This window comes from Actinocorallia sp. B10E7 (assembly GCF_039871655.1).
Lineage (GTDB): Bacteria > Actinomycetota > Actinomycetes > Streptosporangiales > Streptosporangiaceae > Actinocorallia.
The window spans coordinates 722,177-739,096 of sequence record NZ_JBDPLZ010000005.1 but is presented as its reverse complement, the minus strand read 5'-3'; the positions used below and the strand labels follow the sequence as shown (position 1 = coordinate 739,096).

At 70.0% G+C, this 16,920-nt stretch carries 21 protein-coding genes; 8 read left to right on the top strand and 13 right to left on the bottom strand.

Going from position 1 to position 16,920, the window contains the following annotated elements:
- Positions 1-38: 38 nt before the first annotated feature.
- The gene (locus tag ABGB12_RS21335; protein WP_347680536.1) at positions 39-152 is read left to right on the top strand and encodes a DUF397 domain-containing protein; all 114 of its coding nucleotides are present in this window, start codon (positions 39-41) and stop codon (positions 150-152) included.
- 72 nt (positions 153-224) lie between these two features.
- On the opposite strand, the gene ABGB12_RS21330 is transcribed toward ABGB12_RS21335, so the two are convergent.
- Genes ABGB12_RS21330 through mshA form a run of 3 tightly spaced genes read right to left on the bottom strand, consistent with a single transcriptional unit; the run spans position 225 to position 2,778 of the window.
- Positions 225-971, bottom strand: coding sequence for a phosphoglyceromutase (locus tag ABGB12_RS21330; RefSeq protein ID WP_347680534.1), 747 nt, complete (start codon positions 969-971; stop codon positions 225-227).
- A gap of 29 nt (positions 972-1,000) precedes the next feature.
- Complete coding sequence (locus ABGB12_RS21325) at positions 1,001-1,504, bottom strand: YbjN domain-containing protein (RefSeq protein ID WP_347680532.1); 504 nt, start codon at positions 1,502-1,504, stop codon at positions 1,001-1,003.
- Positions 1,501-2,778, bottom strand: coding sequence for a D-inositol-3-phosphate glycosyltransferase (gene mshA / locus ABGB12_RS21320; RefSeq protein WP_347680672.1), 1,278 nt, complete (start codon positions 2,776-2,778; stop codon positions 1,501-1,503). Before mshA ends, ABGB12_RS21325 begins: the two co-directional genes overlap by 4 nt.
- A gap of 86 nt (positions 2,779-2,864) precedes the next feature.
- Between mshA and ABGB12_RS21315 the strand changes: the two genes are divergently transcribed.
- Entirely contained in the window at positions 2,865-3,632 is a 768-nt protein-coding gene (locus tag ABGB12_RS21315; RefSeq protein WP_347680530.1) for an SDR family NAD(P)-dependent oxidoreductase, read from the top strand.
- A 70-nt stretch (positions 3,633-3,702) separates the two neighbouring features.
- On the top strand, positions 3,703-4,752 hold the full coding sequence (locus ABGB12_RS21310) for a hypothetical protein (protein WP_347680528.1): 1,050 nt from the start codon (positions 3,703-3,705) through the stop codon (positions 4,750-4,752).
- On the opposite strand, the gene ABGB12_RS21305 is transcribed toward ABGB12_RS21310, so the two are convergent.
- The 3 genes from ABGB12_RS21305 to ABGB12_RS21295 are packed head-to-tail and all read right to left on the bottom strand — an operon-like array spanning position 4,743 to position 8,329.
- Entirely contained in the window at positions 4,743-5,555 is an 813-nt protein-coding gene (locus ABGB12_RS21305; protein WP_347680526.1) for a class I SAM-dependent methyltransferase, read from the bottom strand. The two genes, ABGB12_RS21310 and ABGB12_RS21305, sit on opposite strands and share 10 nt — an antisense overlap.
- An 18-nt stretch (positions 5,556-5,573) precedes the next feature.
- Positions 5,574-6,632 (bottom strand): hypothetical protein, encoded by a 1,059-nt coding sequence (locus tag ABGB12_RS21300; RefSeq protein ID WP_347680524.1) that lies wholly within the window; start codon positions 6,630-6,632, stop codon positions 5,574-5,576.
- 2 nt (positions 6,633-6,634) lie between these two features.
- Positions 6,635-8,329: a DUF2207 domain-containing protein gene (locus ABGB12_RS21295; RefSeq protein WP_347680522.1), complete on the bottom strand. Its 1,695-nt coding sequence runs from the start codon at positions 8,327-8,329 to the stop codon at positions 6,635-6,637.
- A 227-nt stretch (positions 8,330-8,556) separates the two neighbouring features.
- On the opposite strand from ABGB12_RS21295, the gene ABGB12_RS21290 reads away from it, so the two are divergent.
- The 3 genes from ABGB12_RS21290 to ABGB12_RS21280 all read left to right on the top strand — a co-directional run bounded on the left by ABGB12_RS21290 (position 8,557) and on the right by ABGB12_RS21280 (position 9,899).
- Positions 8,557-8,952, top strand: coding sequence for a helix-turn-helix transcriptional regulator (locus ABGB12_RS21290; RefSeq protein ID WP_347680520.1), 396 nt, complete (start codon positions 8,557-8,559; stop codon positions 8,950-8,952).
- The gene (locus tag ABGB12_RS21285) at positions 8,949-9,452 is read left to right on the top strand and encodes a hypothetical protein (protein WP_347680518.1); all 504 of its coding nucleotides are present in this window, start codon (positions 8,949-8,951) and stop codon (positions 9,450-9,452) included. The genes ABGB12_RS21290 and ABGB12_RS21285 overlap by 4 nt, the downstream gene beginning before the upstream one ends.
- A 96-nt stretch (positions 9,453-9,548) precedes the next feature.
- Positions 9,549-9,899 (top strand): DUF2516 family protein, encoded by a 351-nt coding sequence (locus tag ABGB12_RS21280; protein WP_347680516.1) that lies wholly within the window; start codon positions 9,549-9,551, stop codon positions 9,897-9,899.
- A gap of 4 nt (positions 9,900-9,903) precedes the next feature.
- On the opposite strand, the gene ABGB12_RS21275 is transcribed toward ABGB12_RS21280, so the two are convergent.
- The 3 genes from ABGB12_RS21275 to ABGB12_RS21265 form a co-directional block, all read right to left on the bottom strand.
- Complete coding sequence (locus ABGB12_RS21275) at positions 9,904-10,632, bottom strand: SGNH/GDSL hydrolase family protein (RefSeq protein ID WP_347680514.1); 729 nt, start codon at positions 10,630-10,632, stop codon at positions 9,904-9,906.
- Positions 10,633-10,767: 135 nt separating this feature from the next.
- Positions 10,768-11,652: a M56 family metallopeptidase gene (locus ABGB12_RS21270; RefSeq protein ID WP_347680512.1), complete on the bottom strand. Its 885-nt coding sequence runs from the start codon at positions 11,650-11,652 to the stop codon at positions 10,768-10,770.
- A complete protein-coding gene (locus tag ABGB12_RS21265; protein ID WP_347680510.1) occupies positions 11,649-11,999 on the bottom strand; it encodes a BlaI/MecI/CopY family transcriptional regulator in 351 nt (116 codons plus the stop codon). Before ABGB12_RS21265 ends, ABGB12_RS21270 begins: the two co-directional genes overlap by 4 nt.
- Positions 12,000-12,192: 193 nt before the next feature.
- Here ABGB12_RS21265 and ABGB12_RS21260 point away from each other — a divergent pair, with 193 nt between their 5' ends.
- Complete coding sequence (locus ABGB12_RS21260) at positions 12,193-13,746, top strand: CocE/NonD family hydrolase (RefSeq protein WP_347680509.1); 1,554 nt, start codon at positions 12,193-12,195, stop codon at positions 13,744-13,746.
- Positions 13,747-13,758: 12 nt separating this feature from the next.
- Complete coding sequence (dtd, locus tag ABGB12_RS21255; protein WP_347680507.1) at positions 13,759-14,184, top strand: D-aminoacyl-tRNA deacylase; 426 nt, start codon at positions 13,759-13,761, stop codon at positions 14,182-14,184.
- A gap of 7 nt (positions 14,185-14,191) precedes the next feature.
- Here the strand turns inward: dtd and ABGB12_RS21250 are convergent, their stop codons facing one another.
- From ABGB12_RS21250 to ABGB12_RS21235, 4 genes are all read right to left on the bottom strand, one after another.
- Positions 14,192-14,683 carry a hypothetical protein gene (locus ABGB12_RS21250; protein WP_347680505.1) on the bottom strand — a complete coding sequence of 164 codons (492 nt, stop codon included), beginning with the start codon at positions 14,681-14,683 and terminating at the stop codon, positions 14,192-14,194.
- A 67-nt stretch (positions 14,684-14,750) separates the two neighbouring features.
- Positions 14,751-15,698, bottom strand: coding sequence for a glycine cleavage T C-terminal barrel domain-containing protein (locus ABGB12_RS21245; RefSeq protein WP_347680503.1), 948 nt, complete (start codon positions 15,696-15,698; stop codon positions 14,751-14,753).
- Positions 15,695-16,111, bottom strand: a complete 417-nt coding sequence (locus ABGB12_RS21240) for a Fur family transcriptional regulator (protein WP_347680502.1) — start codon at positions 16,109-16,111, stop codon at positions 15,695-15,697. Before ABGB12_RS21240 ends, ABGB12_RS21245 begins: the two co-directional genes overlap by 4 nt.
- A gap of 253 nt (positions 16,112-16,364) precedes the next feature.
- On the bottom strand, positions 16,365-16,889 hold the full coding sequence (locus tag ABGB12_RS21235; RefSeq protein ID WP_347680500.1) for an FABP family protein: 525 nt from the start codon (positions 16,887-16,889) through the stop codon (positions 16,365-16,367).
- Positions 16,890-16,920: the final 31 nt, after the last annotated feature.

The following is a 16,920-nucleotide window of genomic DNA, read 5'->3' as shown; positions in this document are numbered from 1 at the left end:
CTTCGTACAGCGGAGCGAACGGTGGAAATTGCGTAGAAGTGGCGCTCCTGCGCCCCGCAGTCGGGCTCCGGGACAGCAAGAACCCCGCCGCCGGGCATCTGGCCGTCGGCCGTTCGGCGTTCGCCGCCCTGATCGAAGGACTCAAGGCGTAGCCGGGGCCGCTCCCGGCGGGAAAGCGGAAGGGCCGTGCCGGGGCGGCACGGCCCTTCGCGAGGAACCGGTGGTTACTTCTTGCCCTGGTTCTTGACGGCCTCGATGGCGGCCTTGGCGGCGGCCGGGTCGAGGTACTCGCCGCCGCGCTTGCGGGGGACGTAGTCGGCGTCGAGTTCGTACTTCAGGGGGATGCCGGTGGGGATGTTGAGGCCGGCGATCTCGTCGTCGGAGATGCCGTCGAGGTGCTTGACCAGGGCGCGCAGGGAGTTGCCGTGGGCGACCACCAGGACCGTCCGGACGGCGGCGAGGTCGGGGACGATCTCGTCGTACCAGTAGGGCAGGAGGCGGTCGACGACGTCGGCGAGGCACTCGGTGCGGGGGATCAGCTCCGACGGGAGGCCGCTGTAGCGCAGGTCGCCGACCTGGGACAGGGGGTCCTTGTCGGCGATGGGCGGCGGCGGGGTGTCGTAGGAGCGGCGCCAGGTCTTGAACTGCTCCTCGCCGAACTCCTCGAGGGTCTGCGCCTTGTTCTTGCCCTGCAGGGCGCCGTAGTGGCGCTCGTTCAGGCGCCACGAGCGCTTCACCGGCAGCCACAGGAGGTCGGCGGTGTCCAGCGCGATGTTCGCGGTGCGGATCGCGCGCTTGAGGAGGGAGGTGTGCAGCACGTCGGGGGTCAGGTCGGCGTCGAGGAGCAGTTCGCCCGCGGCGGCCGCCTCGCCTTCACCCTTGGCGGAGAGATCCACGTCCACCCAGCCGGTGAACAGGTTCTCCGCATTCCACACGCTTTCACCATGCCGGAGCAAAACCAAGGTCGCCATGGCAGGTCATCCTACCGAGGGGGGTCCGGTCAGCGGTTCTCGGGATCGGCGAAACGCGCGAAGGGCCGCAGGTTGGCGAGGGACTCGCCGCGCGACACCCGCCAGTCCCACTCCTTCTGGATGGAGGTCTTGAACCCGAACTCCAGGGCGCGGTCGAAGTTCTCGTCGCTGTAGGCCAGGGCGCAGCCGAGGACCCGGTCGATCTCCTCGGGCACGACCGCCGCCGCCAGCGGGAGCTTGCCCGTCAGGTAGACGTCGCCCGCCTGGTCCAGGGTGAACGACAGGCAGTACATGCGGCTGTTCTTCTCCAGGAGCCAGCGGTAGAACTGCGTGTGGTTCTCGTCCGGCTGCCGGCAGAAGAACGCCTCCACGTGGACGCTGTAGGGCCCCACGATCAGCCACGTCATCGTGGCGAGCTTGTGCTCCCCCGGAAGCTTGACGAAGAAGGCGCCCTCCCGCGGGACCTCGTAGGTCAGGTCCGACTCCTCCAGGACCTTCCTGATCGTCTCGACGGCCGCCTCTACCGCGCTCATGCGCACACCCGATCACTCACAGCGCTCTTGTATACCCGGAGAAGCCGTTCGGCAGTCGCGTCCCACCCGAAAACGCGGGCGTGGCGTACGGCGCCTTCGCCGAGCCTGGAGCGCAGCAGCGGCTCGTCCGCCAGCCGCCCCAGGACCGCCGCGTACTCGCGGGGGTCGTGTCCGTCGATGAGAAGGCCGGAGACGCCGTGGCCCACGGCCGTGCGGAGTCCACCCACGGCCGAGGCCACGACGGGCGTACCGCAGGCCTGAGCCTCCACGGCGACCAGCCCGAACGACTCGTTGTGAGACGGCACCACCGTCACGTCCGCGGCCCGGTACCACTCGGCCAGTTCCGGCTGCGGCTGCGGCGGCTCGAACCGGACGACGTCCGTCAGCCCCAGCCGGGCGGCGAGTTTCTGCAGTTCCTCGGGGCGTTCCTTGCCCGACCCGGACGGTCCGCCCACGATCGCCACGACCAGCCGGGAACGCAGCTCGGGCCGGGTCTCCAGGAGTTCGGCGGCCGCCCGTACCAGCACGTCGGGGGCCTTCAGGGGCTGGATGCGCCCCACGAAGAGCAGGACGTAGGCGTCCCGCGGGAGGTTCAGCCTCTCCCGGGCCCGCTCCTTGTCCCCCGGCTTGAAGACGTCCAGGTTCACTCCGGGCGCCACGGTCTGCACCCGCCCGTCCTCGGCCTCGTAGAGGTCCACGAGTTGCCGGGCCTCGTCCGAGGTGTTGGCGATCAGCTGGTGGGCGTCGGCGACGATCTGCTCCTCCCCCGAGACCCTCAGCACGGGCTCGGGCGCGTCCCCGGCGGGCAGGTTGGCGTTCTTGACCTTGGCCAGGGTGTGCATGGAGTGCACCAGCGGCACTCCCCAGCGGTGCGCGGCCACCCAGCCGGGCTGTCCGGAGAGCCAGTAATGCGAGTGGACGAGGTCGTAGTGCCCGGGTTCGTGGGCGGCCTCGACCCGCAGCAGCCCCGAGGTGAACTGGCACAGCTGCCGGGGCAGCTCTCCCTTGTCGAGTTCCTCGAACGGTCCGGCGGGGATGTGGCGGACCAGCACCCCGGGTGCCAGTTCCACCACCGGCGGCAGCCGCCGTGAGGTGGCCCGGGTGAAGATGTCGACCTCGACGCCCCTCTCGGCCAGTCGTTTCGCCGTCTCCACGATGTAGACGTTCATGCCCCCCGCGTCACCCGTACCGGGTTGATCAAGAGGCGACGTGTGCACGGAGAGCGTCGCGACCCGGTTGACCACGGGACCTCGCTTCGTTCGAGAACAGAACAATCCGGTCACTTGAAACTACCTATGGGCCGGGCTTGTTCCCCCACCCGCCCCCGGACACTCATGACATGTACGCCAAAATGGTTCACATGCGTAAGACTGCAGTGATCACCGGCGCGAGCAGCGGTATCGGCGCGGCGACCGCCCGCCGCCTGGCCGCCGAGGGCTTCGACATCGTGGCGGCGGCCCGCCGCCGGGACCGGCTGGAAGCGCTGGTCAAGGAGATCGAGGACGCCGACCCCGCCGGACGGCGCGGATTCGTCCGGGCCGTCACCCTCGACGTGACCTCGGAGGACTCGGTGGCCGCCCTCGCCGCGGACCTGCGCGAATGCCACGTCCTGGTCAACAACGCCGGCGGCGCCCACGGCCTGGAGTCCGTCGCCGAGGCGGTCACCGAGGACTGGCAGGTCATGTACGACACCAACGTGCTGGGCCTGATGCGCATGACCCGCGCCCTGCTGCCCAAGCTGATCGCCAGCGGCGCCGGGCATGTGGTGAACGTCACCTCCCTGGCGGGCCACGTCCCCTACGTCGGGGGCGGCGGCTACAACGCGGCCAAGCACGCCGCGGTCGCCGTGAACGAGGTCCTGCGCCTGGAACTGGTCGACAAGCCCGTCCGGATCACCGAGGTCGCCCCCGGCATGGTCAAGACCGAGGAGTTCTCCCTGGTCCGCTTCAGGGGCGACGCCCAGGCCGCGGAGAAGCCCTACGAGGGTGTCGCCGAGCCCCTGAGCGCCGACGACGTCGCCGACTGCATCGCCTGGGCCGTCACCCGCCCCCCGCACGTCAACATCGACCGCATCGACGTCCAGCCCCGCGTCCAGGCCGCCCCCCACCGGATTCACCGCACCACCTGAGGTCTGGCCCCGTCCTGGCGCTTCCCCTAGGGTTGCCCCCGCAGATCCCCCCATCTCTGGAGGAACCGTCATGCGGATCGTCGTCGCCGTGGCCGTCGCGGGTGTTCTGCTCGCGCCGCAGCCCGCCTCCGCCGCCCCGGCCTGGAAGAACGTCAAGAGCAAGGCGTTCAAGACCGCCGGAGCGCTGGTGCAGGTGGCGGCGGTCGACAAGAAGACGATCTTCGCGGTCAACGAGAACGGGCGGCCGTTCCACTGGAACGGCAAGAAGTGGGCGGCCAAGAAGAGCCCGATGAGGTTCCGGCCGACCGGGCTGGCCGCGAGCGGCGCCCGCAACGCCTGGGCCGTCGGCTACGCCGGGGTGACCCCGGTCGCGATGCACTGGAACGGCCGGGGCTGGAAGAAGGTCGGCTACCAGGGAGGGAAGTTCGGGCCCCTGGACATCCCCCTCATCCCGTTGTCGGTCTCGGCGGCCAAGGACGGCAGCGTCTGGTCCGTCGCCGGGCTCAACTCCAGGAACGACGGGACCAGCGCCGTGCGCCGCTGGAACGGCAAGGCGTTCGTGAACGTGAACGTCCCCGGGGCCGCCGGGGCCTCGCTGACCGCGGTGTCCGTCCGGAACAAGAACGACGTGTGGCTGGCGGGCACGACCACCGCCAACGGCACCCAGGCCGTGGCGACCGTGCTGCGGCTGAGCGGCGGCCAGTGGAAGCAGGTCGCGCCGGGCGGCTCCTGGGGCGTGATCGGCCAGCCGCACAACATCATCCAGGAGATCGCCGCCGTCGGCCCGAACAAGGTCTGGGCGATCCGGGCGCAGAACGGCGGCGGCCTGCTGCGCTGGGACGGCGCGAAGTGGGCCGAGGCCTCGACCCCGCTGATCTCGCACTACGCGCTCGCCCCGGACGGCGGCAACGGCGCCTGGACGATCCCCTCCCCCGGCACGGGCAACCGGTCGCGGTACCTGCACTGGAACGGCAAGTGGCGCACCGCCCAGGGCCCGAACCGCGGGCAGGCCACCTACATCCACGACCTCACCCGGATCCCCGGCACCAGGCAGATCGTCTCGGTCGGGGGCGCGGTGAAGGGCGGCAAGCAACTCCCGGTCGTCGAGATCTACCGCTGAGGCGCGACCGCCGACCACGGCAGGCTCAGCTCGCCCAGCCGCCAGCGCCGCGCCCCGCCGTAAGGCGGCCGGGTGAGCACCGGCCACCTGCGGCCGGCCAGCGCCACGGCCGCCAGCCAGCGCTGCCGGGGCCCGAACACCGACTGGGGGGCCGCCACCGCCCAGGCCCGGTCGAGGTCCCGCAGGAGGTCGTAGATCCGCTCTCCGGGCACGTTCCGGTGGATCAGCGTCTTGGGCAGCCGCTCGGCCAGCGCCGACGGCTTCGGCAGGTGCCGCAGGTCGGCGGCGAACGTGACGGTCGACGGACCGCTCCGGTCGAGCGCCACCCAGACGTGCCGCCGCCCGATCTCGTCGCAGGTCCCCTCGACCAGGGTCCCGCCGGGCGCCAGGCCCTCCCGTAGCCGGTCCCACATCCGCCACGCGACGTCCTCGTCGTACTGGCGCAGCACGTTGGCGGCCCGCACCAGGTCCGGCGCCCGCTCCACCGGCAGCTCGAACCCGCCCAGCGCGAACGACAGGCCGGGATACCGCTCCCGGCGGCCCTTCAGGAACTCCCGCGCGACGTCCACCCGCTCCTGGGCGATCTCCAACCCCACGACCCGGACGTGAGGGCGCACCACCCGCAGCCGCTCGTACAGCTCCACGCTCGTGATCGGGGAGGCCCCGTACCCGAGGTCGACGACCAGCGGGTGCTCCGGCAGCCTCCGCGCGACCGTCGCCGCCATCCAGAGGTCCTGACGGCGCAGCCGGTTGGCGTTGGTGGTCCCCCTGGTCCTCTCCCCTTCCGGCTTACGCGCGCGCACGCCGTCCAAGGTAAGGGCTCATCTGAACACTTCGAGAATCGGGAACTTGCGTTCCTTCGGCTCGGTCTGCTGAAGGCCGCCGACGGAGACGGCGAGGGACGTGCCGGGGATCCACTCGATGTCGCCGAGGCCGACGACGCCGTTACGGCGCGGCCCGGTGAAGGACTTCCAGCGCCCCTTGACCCAGCGGAGGTAGGGCGCCGCCTTCGCGTCCGACCTGCTGTAGGGCAGGACCCACACGCCGCCGGAGCCGTCCGGGGTGAGGGTCAGCGCGCCGACGCCGCCGGGCAGGCCCCGCTCACCGAACCGCGCGCCGTCCCAGCGCACCAGGTTGGTCTTGGTGGAGCCGCGCAGCGCCCACGCCTTCCCCGGGGCGTCCACCACGATCTTCGTGATCGCCCTGGTGCCCCCGACGGGAAGGCTCTTCCAGGACCTGCCGTTCCACCGCATCAGCAGGGACTCGAACTTGTCCTCGCCCACCCTGCGGCTGCCGCCCAGCCAGATGTCCTTCTTGGAGCCGACCGCGACGGCCGCCAGCGACGTCTCGGGCGGCAGCGGCACGCTCATGGGCCGCCACTTGCCGTCCTTCCAGCGGTGGACGGCGTTGGTTCCGTCGAACACGCTCCGGGCCACGGAGACGGCGGTCCCGTCCGGGGCGGCGGCGAGGTCGACGGGGGCTCCCGGCCCGGGGAAGGCGACCTCGCGCCAGCTCCGGCCGTTGTAGTACAGGGCGTGGGCGCCGGTGAGCGTCACGCCGGTGAGCCACGCCTTCCGGGGTCCGGAAACGGCCAGGCCGGCCGGAGCGAACTTCCAGCCGGCCTTGGCGCGGGTCCATTTCCCGCCGTTCCACTTCCACAGGGCGAGGCGGTTGTCCGGCCCCTCCACCCCGGCCGCCCAGCCGACCTTCTCGTTGGGGAACTCGACCTGGTTCAGCGAGCCGACGAGCCGCGGCTTGGCCCCGGAAAGGGAGTGCCACTTCGGCTTGGCCTTCTTCGGTTTCGCGTGGGCCGTCGCGCCGGTCGTCCCGGCGGCCAGCGCCACGGCCAGTACTGCCAGTCCCGCGACTCGTCCTCGCATCGCTACTTCCCTACATACGGCCGGGACTGCGCCAGCGCACCCGACAGGGCGAAGGTGAAGGCCCGCATGGAGTCGGCGAACTTCGCCAGGTCCCATTCGGCCGGGCCCTCGTACCAGTAGAGGTTGTCGCCGCCCTGGACGCCGGCGTCCTCGACGGTCCTGGCCCAGGGTTCGACGACGTCGAACACCACCGCGTACGGAAGATACCGGGAGAACAGGGCGATCCGCTGCCGCTCGGGGACCTCGGTCGCCTCCCCCCGCCGCAGGTAGTCACGGAAGCCCAGCGTGTGCGCCAGCACGGTGGATCCCTTGCCGGTCTTGGCCGGCATGTGCTTGCCGAAGAAGACCAGCGCCAAGCCGAAGGCGAGCGCCGCCAGCCCGACCAGCGCGTAGTTGGTGAGGACCGCCAGCGCGATGGTCCCCGCCGCCGACAGCGTCGTGACGAGGTAGCCCGCGACGGTCCAGCGGGACCGGACGGCGTCGGGACGGCGGGCGAACCAGCCCTGCTTCACGACGTCCTCGTACAGCGCGGTGCGCACCTGGCCGAGCTTGACGGAGAAGGTGCCGCCGAGCTGGGAGAGCTTCACCCTCTCGCCCATGAGGAACAGGCCGTCGTAGAGGATCTGCTCGTACGGGTGCAGGTCGTTGACCGGACGGTCCAGCTTGCGCAGCGCCCAGTCGCTCTTGCCCTCCTCCTCCTCGACCAGCAGGTAGCCGCGGACGGCCAGGTCGATGATGGACGCCGTCACGTCGATGACGTCGGCCTGCTCGTCGATGAGCGTGCCGATCTGGCCGGGGCGCACCCCGTCCGGCGGCTCGAACCCGGCCTGCCCGTCACCGGCGGCGGTCAGCGGCACCCGGACGCCGGAGTCGGCCCGGCCGTCGCGTCCCCGCAGGAAGTACAGGAGGCCGAAGCCGCCGAGCAGCAGGAGCAGCAGCGCGCCCAGCGCGCCGCCCGTCACCGCGTTGAAGGCGAAGGAGGTCGCCAGCGTCTTGCGCTCGATGTAGGACGGCCGTCCGCTCGTCGTCTCCGGCGGCAGTCCCGCGATGACCGTCAGGTACTCGTCGGGGAGCATGTTCTCCTGGCCGTAGACGGCCTGCCGCCGCTTCATCCTGGTGCTGAACTCGCTGCACCCGATGACGCTGCTGAGCTCTCCCGCGAAGCAGTTGACGTTGCGGATCATCACCCCGGTCTCAAGGGAGACCGCGGCCTCGCCGACCGGGACCCGCCATCCGCCGACCGCCGTCCAGCGCAGTTCCTGACCCTGCGGGAGCGGCAGGATCGAGCCGACGACGTCGTAGTCCAGGGTGATGATCTGCGGGCCGCTCGCCTGCGGGCCGCTCACCTTCACCAGCGTCCGGTCGTCCTCCTCGACGACCTTGGCGGTGTAGGGCTGCGCCGCCTGGAGGTCGTCGACCTCGAAGGCCCGGTCCCTTTTCTCGTCGTGGTGGATCCGGGTGCTGAACACCCGCTCGAAGCCGTTCCCTCCGGTTCCGAAGTCATAGGTGATGATCTCTTTCGCGTGCAGTACCCCGTCGGTTCCGAGGGTGAGGACCACCTCGTCACGGACCACGCGGTCGTCGGCCGTCTCGGCCGCCACGGCCGCCGCCGCGGTGTCGGCGGCGTGCGCGGGCCCGGGGGCGGCCAGGAACAGCAGGACCAGGGGGGCGGCTAGCAGCCGTATACGACCCAGCATGTGCACAAAGCGTAGTGGGTACCCCTAAGCGCCACTATGCGAACCCGAGCAACCTCAAATGCTTGCAGCAGCATGCATTCATCGCCTACTCAGGGTAGTCATACCGGAACCGTAATGGAAGAAATTTCAATTCCCGTCACGAGATCATCGCTTGGTGTGACCGGACTCACCCGAAAGAAGACCTTCCTGCGCTTGCAATAGCAAGCATCAGGGCGCAGGGTGGAGACATGGCAGGTCCGAAGGTCGGTTCCATCGGGGAGTACATCCGGGAACAGAGGCAGCGCGCGAAGATCTCACTCCGCCAGCTGGCGGAGCAGGCGGGAGTCTCCAACCCCTACCTCAGCCAGATCGAGCGCGGGCTGCGCAAGCCGAGCGCGGAGATCCTGCAGCAGATCGCCAAGGGTCTGCGCATCTCCGCCGAGGTTCTCTACGTGCAGGCGGGCATCCTCGAAGACCGCGAGACGGACACCGACGTCCAGACCGCGATAAGGACCGACCTCTCTCTTTCCGAACGGCAGAAACAGGTGCTGCTGGACATCTACGAGTCCTTCCGGAAGGAGAACGCAGCCGACACCGGGCCCGAGCACGAGGCTCTGCCCGACAGAGAGGATCAGGAAAGATGACTCTGGCCGAGAAGATCAGGGACAACAAGGCCATCTACACCGGCGCCGGAGCGGTCGACCTGGCCGTCGAGAAGCTCCGCGAGATGCCCGAGACCGTCGCCAAGGTGCGCGCCGAGGTCGCCGAGAACTACGGCAAGTACCGCGTCACGGTGCTGGAGAACGTCAACGACGTCCGCGGCGAGGTCGAGGAGCGGGTCACCAAGGCCCGCACCACCGCCACCGTGCGGCTCAACGAGGTCAAGGCCAATGTGGCCGAGTACCGGGGCAAGACCGAGTCGGTCTCCTTCCAGGACTACGTCGCCACGATGACCGCCAAGGTCAACGAGGTCATCGACGAGCTCGCCGAGCGGGGCCGCACCGTCATCAACAAGACCGCCGAGGAGATCAGCGCCGAGGCCCAGGAGGCCAAGTCGGTGGAGGCCCCGGCCAAGACCACCGCCGCCAAGCCGAAGACGGCCACGACCGCCCGCAAGCCGGCCGCCAAGAAGACGACCGGCTGAGCGGAGGACGGTGCCCTTCCTCACCCTCGCCCCCATCCGGAACCTCCGGATGGGGGCGATTGTTTGTAAGGTTGACCCCAACGGCACATCGGGAAGGTGATCCTCTTGCTTGGCAGCGTCCACACCGGGCTCTCGTATGTGTTCTGGGGTCTGGCGATCATCGCCTTCGTCATGGAGGCCTTCTCCCTGTTCGACGCGGTCCGCCGCCCGGCCCCGGCCTTCCCCGCCGCCGGCAAGCAGACCAAGAAGATGTGGCTGATCATCCTGTCGTTCGCCACCCTCTTCGGGTTCGCCGCCGCCGTGGGCTTCCCCGGCCTGGGCACCCTGGGCATCTTCTCGATCGCCTCGTTCATCGCCGCCGTGATCTACCTCGCCGACGTCCGTCCCGCCCTCAAGGCGATCGGCGGGGGCGACAACCGCCGCATGGGCCCCTACGGGCCCTGGTGAGGCCTCAGCCCGCCGTCGGGCGCTCCATCCCCAGCTTGGTCAGCGCCGACAACATCCGGTCGGCGAAGTAGGCGTTGCCGGTCTCGTTCGGGTGCACCCTGTCGCGCCTGATGTAGAGGTCGGCGTTCCCGGTGCCCCTGCGCACGTCACCGGTGACCCACTGCTCCTCCAGCGGATCGACGAACGGCACCTGGAGCTGCCCCGCGACCGTCTTCATGGCGTCGCGGACGGCCAGGGCCTGCTTCGTCGGCGTCCCGCCCCACATCGGCCCGACCAGCACCACCGGGACCCCCGGCCAGCGTTCCTTGACCCCGTTGACCAGCTGCCAGACGGCGTCGTTCAGCCCGTTCAGCGGATTCCTGCGGGTGGCGTCGTTGTGGCCCCCCGCGATGATCATCATGTCGGGGGCGGGCCGCCAGGCGAACTGGTCGGCGAACAGCCGGGCGAAGTTCTTGCCGACCCGGCCCCGGGCCAGGAAGCCGGTACCCGGATGGCCGCCGATGATCGCCTGCCAGCCGAGCTTTCGGGCCAGGTCCCCGGCATAGGTGCGCTCCGGGGGCGTTCCTCCGGTCCCGGCGGTGTAGCTGTCGCCGAGGAACATCACGACGGGGGGGCGCTGCGTCTGGGGTGCGGCCGACGTCGACGGCGCGCCCTGGGGCTCGGCCGCAGGGGAGGCGGAGCATCCGGTGATCAGCGCGAGCGCCATCAGACCGTACGTGAGTTTGCGGCGCACGGGCTCCCCTGCGTGTAGGACGATCATGAAGCGACCGGGACCGCGGAGGCGTCCCGGTGCGGCCACGGCGGCCCGAGAGCTGATCATCGGGCCCTTCCGAAGGTGGACGGCATTCTATCCGGGTGCCGCCCGGTCTCAGTGCGGCAGCGCCCAGAGCAGCAGCGGTCCGGCCGCCAGCAGCGCCGCGGTCGCCAGCGCCGCCGACTGCACCCAGGCCGACCGTGGCGCCGGGTTGAGCAGCCGCTGCACCCGCGCCATCACCGGGCCGCCCTCGGGCAGCGCCGACAGGGCGCAGGAGGGCGTCGCCGCCGACGGGGCGGTGGCGAAGCGCAGCAGCGCCTTGGCCAGTTCCTTGGGCGGGCGGTTCTGCAGGGCCCTGTCGTCGGCCGTCATCTCGATGAGCAGCGCGACGGCGTCCAGCGCCCGGGCGACCAGCCCGATACGGGGCAGCGAGGTGAAGGGCAGCAGCACCAGGTCGTGGCGCTCCCTGGCGTGGGCGTACTCGTGGGCGAGCACCGCGTCCAGCTCACCGGAGTTCAGCAGTTCCAGGGTGCCCGCGCTGATCACGATCTTGGAGCGCATGCCGGGCAGGCAGTAGGCGGCGGCGTCCGGATGGTCGACCACCAGGGCGCCGCCCCGTCCGGTCCGGCGGGCGATCAGGTTGAGCAGCGCGCGGTGCCGGGACCTGGCCCGCACCACCCGGACGCCGGACAGCAGCAGCATGCCGATGAGAGAGCCGGCCAGCGCCATCCCGGCCAGCAGCGCCACCTCGTGGTGCAGGCCCAGCTCGGCTTCGCCCTCGGCCAGCGCGAACAGGCCGTGCAGCACCCCCACCTCGTAGGGGGCGAGCGCGAAGCCCAGCAGCGCGCCGATGGTGGCCAGGCCCCAGGCCAGGCCCAGAGCCTGCCAGAGCAGGATGCCGATCCGGGGCGTGTGCCATGTCCATCTGGCGCGGGACAGCAGCTCCGCGGCCGGAAGCGTCGCGAACGCGGTGATCGCGAGCACCATCCAGCTCGTCACTCGAGCTCCTCCAGGACGCGGCGGAGGGCCGCGGCCTCGTCTCCGGTGACCGAGCGGGCGAAGTGGGCGAGGGCGGCGTCGCGGTCGCCGCTGAGCGCGAGCGCGCCCAGCATGAGCTCGGTGACGTACCCCTCGCGGGTGTCGGCGGGGCGGTACGACCAGGCGCGGCCGTCCCGCTCGCGAACGAGGAAGTTCTTCTTGGCCAGCCGGTCCAGGACCGTCATCACCGTGGTGTGGGCGAGGTCCCGGCCGGCCAGAGCCCGACCCACCTCGCGCGCCGTGGCCGGTTCCTCCCTGGCCCACAGCACTTCCATCACGGCGCGTTCGAGCTCTCCCAGACCTTTCACACCGACATTCTACCTCGTGACCAAGGACACACAGTAGTACTACGAATCGTAGTGGCACGGTCCGGATGGACTCTTAGCATGCGACCACACATATTGGACATGGCGCTTGATACCGCACACCTAGCTACCGATCGGTAAGTAGCTCTTTACTTGCTTCACCCCTGGGTCCAGGCAAGTGAAGAGGAGGCGCCGCGTGCGCAGACAGGTCGCGACAGCCGCCGCGGTGACGATGCTCGGTTCCGTCCTGTGCGCCGGGCCCGCCCACGCGGCCGGGCCCGGCTACACCTCGTCGTACAAGACCATTCCCGGCCACGGGGGCACCCCCCTCAAGGCCCTGGTCTACCAGCCGAAAGGCCGCGGCCCCTTCCCCCTGATCGTCATGCCGGCCAGCTGGTCCCTCTTCCACGCCGAGTACGCCGGAGCCGCCGCCAAGCTCGCCTCCTCCGGTTACGCCGTCGTCGCCTACACCAGCCGCGGCTTCTGGGACTCCGCGGGGAAGATCGAGGTCGCCGGCCGGCCCGACGTCGGCGACGTCAGCAAGGTCATCGACTGGGCCGTGAAGAACGCCCGAGCCGACGAGAAGCGGGTCGGCGCGGCCGGGATCTCCTACGGCGCGGGCATCCCCCTGATCGCCTCCGCCTTCGACAGGCGCATCCGCGCGGTCTCCGCGATGAGCGGCTGGGCCAGCCTGCCCGACTCCCTCTACCTCAACGAGACCGTCAGCGAGCAGGCCGCGGCGATGCTGCTGTCCGTCGGCCACGCCACCGGCAGGCCCGGCAAGGACCTCCTGGAGGTCCAGGACGGCTACCTCAAAGACCGGTTCGGCAACGCCCTGTCCCTGGCCTCCGTCCGGGGCGCGGCCGCCTACGTCAAACGGATCAACGCCAACAAGCCGGCCCTCCTGCTGTCCGGAGGCTGGCAGGACGGCATCTTCCCGCCGGCCCAGAACGTCGACTTCTTCAACCGGCTGAAGGTGCCCAAACGCCTGATGTACCAGGCCGGCGACCACGGCACCCCCGACGGGCTGGGCGCGGTCGGCCTGCCCAACGACGCCTGGAGCGCCACCAAGAGCTGGTTCGACCACTACCTCAAGGGCAAGAAGAACGGCGTCGCGGACAAGGGCTCCGTCTCGCTCAAGGCCAACAACGGCGGCGGCTGGAAGCATTTCGCGAACTGGCGGACGCAGGCCGGCGAAACCCGGCGCTACCACCTGAGCAAGGGCGAGAGGCTCGGCTCCCGCGGCGGTTCCTGGAAGAAGACCCTCACGACCGGCAGAGGCACCGTCGCCGACAGCGGCGTGGTCGAGGCCACGGGTGCAGGCGCACAGGCCGGCCTCCACTGGACCATCCGCCCCGCCCAGGTCGACCGCGAGAACGGCCTGGTCTTCCGCGGCCCGAAACTGGGACGTGCCACCACGGTCAGCGGCTTCCCGGTGTTCCGCACCACGATCACCCCCTCCGCCAGGAACACCTCACTGTTCGCCTACCTCTACGACGAGGCCCCCGACGGCCGGGCCGAACTGGTCACCCACATCCCCTACAGCCTGCGCGACGCCACCCCCGGCAAGGCCAGGAAGCTCGACCTGCGGCTCCAGCCCATCCGCTGGAAGCTCGCCGCAGGCCACCGCCTGACCCTCGTCATCGACACCGCGGACATCCGCTACCGCAACGCCGGCAAGCCCGGAGCCGAGATCACCTTCAGCTCGTCGCCGTCGAGGCCGAGCAGCCTCACCGTCCCCGTCGGCTGAGACACTGGGACCATGCGTGCGGTGGTCCAGCGGGTGAGCGAAGCGTCCGTCAGCGTCGGCGGCGAGGTCGTGGGGCGGCTCGACCGCCCCGGCCTCATGGTCCTGGTCGGCGTCACCCACGACGACGACCGGGCCAAGGCCGCCAAGCTGGCCGCCAAGCTGTGGGGGCTGCGCGTCCTGCACGACGAGAAGTCCTGCTCCGACGTCGACGCCCCGCTGCTGGTGATCAGCCAGTTCACCCTCTACGGCGACACCGCCAAGGGCCGCCGGCCGTCCTGGCTGGCCGCGGCCAAGGGCGACGTCGCCGAACCCCTGGTGGACGCGGTCGTGGAGTCCCTGCGCGGGCTCGGCGCGAGTGTCGCCACCGGGCGGTTCGGCGCGGACATGGCGGTCTCCCTGGTCAACGACGGCCCGATCACCCTCGTCCTGGAGGTCTGAGGGGTGCTCAGAAGAGCCCCACGAACATCCCCACCAGCGAGACGGCCGTGCCCAGGGCGGCCAGGTAGAGGATGAAGCGGTCGTTGCGGTCCAGCCGGTGGCGCACGCGCGGGGCCACCAGGACCACGCCGGTGTCCCGGTTCGGCTCGGAGATCTTCGGGGTGTAGCGGGGGTTGGGACGGCCGACCAGGTTCCACAGGCCGTCGTTCTTGATGTCCTGGTGCCGGCGGTCGTGCGCGAAGGCCCGCCCCCGCACCGGTTCGACGCACTCGAACCCCTGCCTGGTCTTCACCCTGCAGCGGGTGCGCACCAGGCAGAACTCATAAAAGCTCCACAGCAGCAGCGTGAGCAGCAGCAGCCGCCAGTTCCACTGGATCACGCCGAACACCGCCAGAACGGCGAACAGCAGCCACCACGCGATCTGCTCGGCGTCCCGGTTGACCCGGGGCCGAGGGGACTTGCGGGGTGGCGCCGATGTCTTACGGGGGCTGGACACCATGATCGCGTACCGCCTTCGGTCAGAAGCGCACCTCGATCTTTGTTTATCCCACTTCAGGAGACCCCAATCACAGACGGCGGCCCCGCAGCGCCGGATCGATCGTGACATTGGCCCCCGTGTCGGGCGAGACCACGATCTCCTGACCCGCCGCCACCCCATCGGCTGAGAGAACCGCCTCGACAGGCACGTTTCGTTTCACCAGGGCCAGCCCGATCGGCCCCAGCTCGTAGTGCCTGGCCGAGGAGCCGACGAACCCCACCCTGCGCCCGTCCAGTTCCACGTCACAGCCGTGCGCGGGCAGCCTGTCGGCGCTTCCGTCCAGGTGGAGGAAGACCAGCCGGCGCGGCGGACGGCCCAGGTTGTGCACCCGGGCCACCGTCTCCTGACCCCGGTAGCAGCCCTTGTTCAGATGCACCGCCACGTCGATGAACCCGATCTCGTGCGGGATCGTCCTGTGATCGGTGTCGAGGCCGAACCTGGCCTTGTGCGAGGCGATCCGCAGCGCCTCGTACGCCCAGATCCCGGCCTGCGAACGCCCCTCGAAGACCGTTCCGCGCGGCACGATCAGACTCGTCATGCCCTCGACGTCGGGCAGGGACAGCGCGCCCTCCAAGCCCGTGCCGGTGACCACCTCGTACTCGGCGGAGACGTCGGCGACCTCGACCCTCAGCAGGAACTTCATCCGGTCCAGGAAGGCGGCGAGCTGTGCGGCGGTGCCGGGCTCCACATGCGCCCACACCGCCTCCCCATCGTCCACCAGGGACAGGTGGTGCTCGATGTGGCCGTTCGGGCTGAGCAACAGCGCCTCGGTGGCCTCCCCCGGACGCAGGTCCGTCAGATGCTGGCTGAGCAGGCTGTGCAGCCACGACAGCCGGTCCGGACCCGAGACGCGGACCACTCCCCGATTGGACCTGGCGACCACGGCCGAGCCGGCGACCAGCGCCTTCTGCTCGGCGTACGGGTCGCCGAAATGGGCGGCGAGCGCCTCGTCGGGCGCCTCTGCGTAGAACGTCATTTCCGGCACTCCCCGCACCGTCCGAAGACCGTCAGATGGTGGACGTCTGTCTCGAAGCCGTAGCCCGACTCCAGGGCCTGCACCAGGCCGTCCGCGACGGTCGGGGGCACGTCCTCGACCTTGCCGCAGCCCCGGCAGCGCAGATGCACATGATCGGCCTCGGTGGCCAGATGGTAGTTCGGCGGACCATGCCCGACATGGGCGTGCTTGACCAGGCCGAGCTCCTCCAGGAGCTCCAGGGTCCGGTAGATCGTGGAGATGTTCACGCCCTTGGCCGTCCGCTGCACCTCGGCGCAGATCTCCTCGGGCGTCCCGTGCTCCAGCGCGGCGACCGCTTCCAGGACGAGCTGGCGTTGCGGCGTCACCCGGTAGCCGCGGGAGCGCAGCTCTTCCTGCCAGGTGGTCTCTGCCATGCCCCGATCCTATGCCGGGGGATAAACCATTTGCCCTGTCCCGGAGCATCGCATAGCTTTCAAACACGCAGGAAAGGAGGTGGTCCAGAACATGATTCATGCGAGGACTTGCGAGGTGGCTGCTCGCTAGGAGCGCCCGCTCGGGACATGCAGTCTCCTGGCGAATCTCCAGCAGACACCCGATCCCCGGACCGCCGTCCAGTCCTGACGGCTCCCCTTCAGGGAATGGTCCGGGGATCGCCCTTTTCCGGGACTACTGCGGCACCTTCTTGAGCTGTGCCGACATGTGCACCTGCATCGGCCGGCCCACGGCCGCCATCTCGTACACCCAGCCCAGGTCCCGCTCCTGCTCGCCGTCCTTCGCGGGGAACAGACCGTACAGCCGCTTGCCGCCCGCGACCTCCTTGGCGGTCCTGGTGCGCGCCACCACGTCCGTGACCAGCTCCACCTTGTGGAAGGCCACCTCACCGGTGTAGATCTCCTGGATCCCGGTGGGGTGCGACAGCAGCACCTCCACCTCGCGGCCGCCTCCCGGCACCCGCCAGAACCCCGTCTCCATCGCCAGCGCCGGCCCCTGCTTGAAATCCTCGTCCAGCAGCCAGGTGCGGCTGGTGTAGATCAGAAACGGCTTGCCGATATGGGTGAACGAGATCTGCTGCGTGAACCGGAACTGCTCGATCGTCGGGTAGTCCCCGATCCCGTCGCCCTCCCAGGTCCCCACCAGCCATTCCAGGGACTTGAGGTCGGGGTGCAGCTCATACTCGAACACAATCTCCATGAACCCCAGCGTAGTGCTACCGCAATCGCCC

Bases quoted from the DNA above. Each gene is read 5' to 3' on its own strand.
- ABGB12_RS21330 (WP_347680534.1), bottom strand. From the start codon at position 971: ATGGCGACCTTGGTTTTGCTCCGGCATGGTGAAAGCGTGTGGAATGCG.
- ABGB12_RS21325 (WP_347680532.1), bottom strand. From the start codon at position 1,504: ATGAGCGCGGTAGAGGCGGCCGTCGAGACGATCAGGAAGGTCCTGGAG.
- ABGB12_RS21315 (WP_347680530.1), top strand. From the start codon at position 2,865: ATGCGTAAGACTGCAGTGATCACCGGCGCGAGCAGCGGTATCGGCGCG.
- ABGB12_RS21310 (WP_347680528.1), top strand. From the start codon at position 3,703: ATGCGGATCGTCGTCGCCGTGGCCGTCGCGGGTGTTCTGCTCGCGCCG.
- ABGB12_RS21300 (WP_347680524.1), bottom strand. From the start codon at position 6,632: ATGCGAGGACGAGTCGCGGGACTGGCAGTACTGGCCGTGGCGCTGGCC.
- ABGB12_RS21295 (WP_347680522.1), bottom strand. From the start codon at position 8,329: ATGCTGGGTCGTATACGGCTGCTAGCCGCCCCCCTGGTCCTGCTGTTC.
- ABGB12_RS21290 (WP_347680520.1), top strand. From the start codon at position 8,557: ATGGCAGGTCCGAAGGTCGGTTCCATCGGGGAGTACATCCGGGAACAG.
- ABGB12_RS21285 (WP_347680518.1), top strand. From the start codon at position 8,949: ATGACTCTGGCCGAGAAGATCAGGGACAACAAGGCCATCTACACCGGC.
- dtd (WP_347680507.1), top strand. From the start codon at position 13,759: ATGCGTGCGGTGGTCCAGCGGGTGAGCGAAGCGTCCGTCAGCGTCGGC.
- ABGB12_RS21250 (WP_347680505.1), bottom strand. From the start codon at position 14,683: ATGGTGTCCAGCCCCCGTAAGACATCGGCGCCACCCCGCAAGTCCCCT.
- ABGB12_RS21245 (WP_347680503.1), bottom strand. From the start codon at position 15,698: ATGACGTTCTACGCAGAGGCGCCCGACGAGGCGCTCGCCGCCCATTTC.
- ABGB12_RS21240 (WP_347680502.1), bottom strand. From the start codon at position 16,111: ATGGCAGAGACCACCTGGCAGGAAGAGCTGCGCTCCCGCGGCTACCGG.
- ABGB12_RS21235 (WP_347680500.1), bottom strand. From the start codon at position 16,889: ATGGAGATTGTGTTCGAGTATGAGCTGCACCCCGACCTCAAGTCCCTG.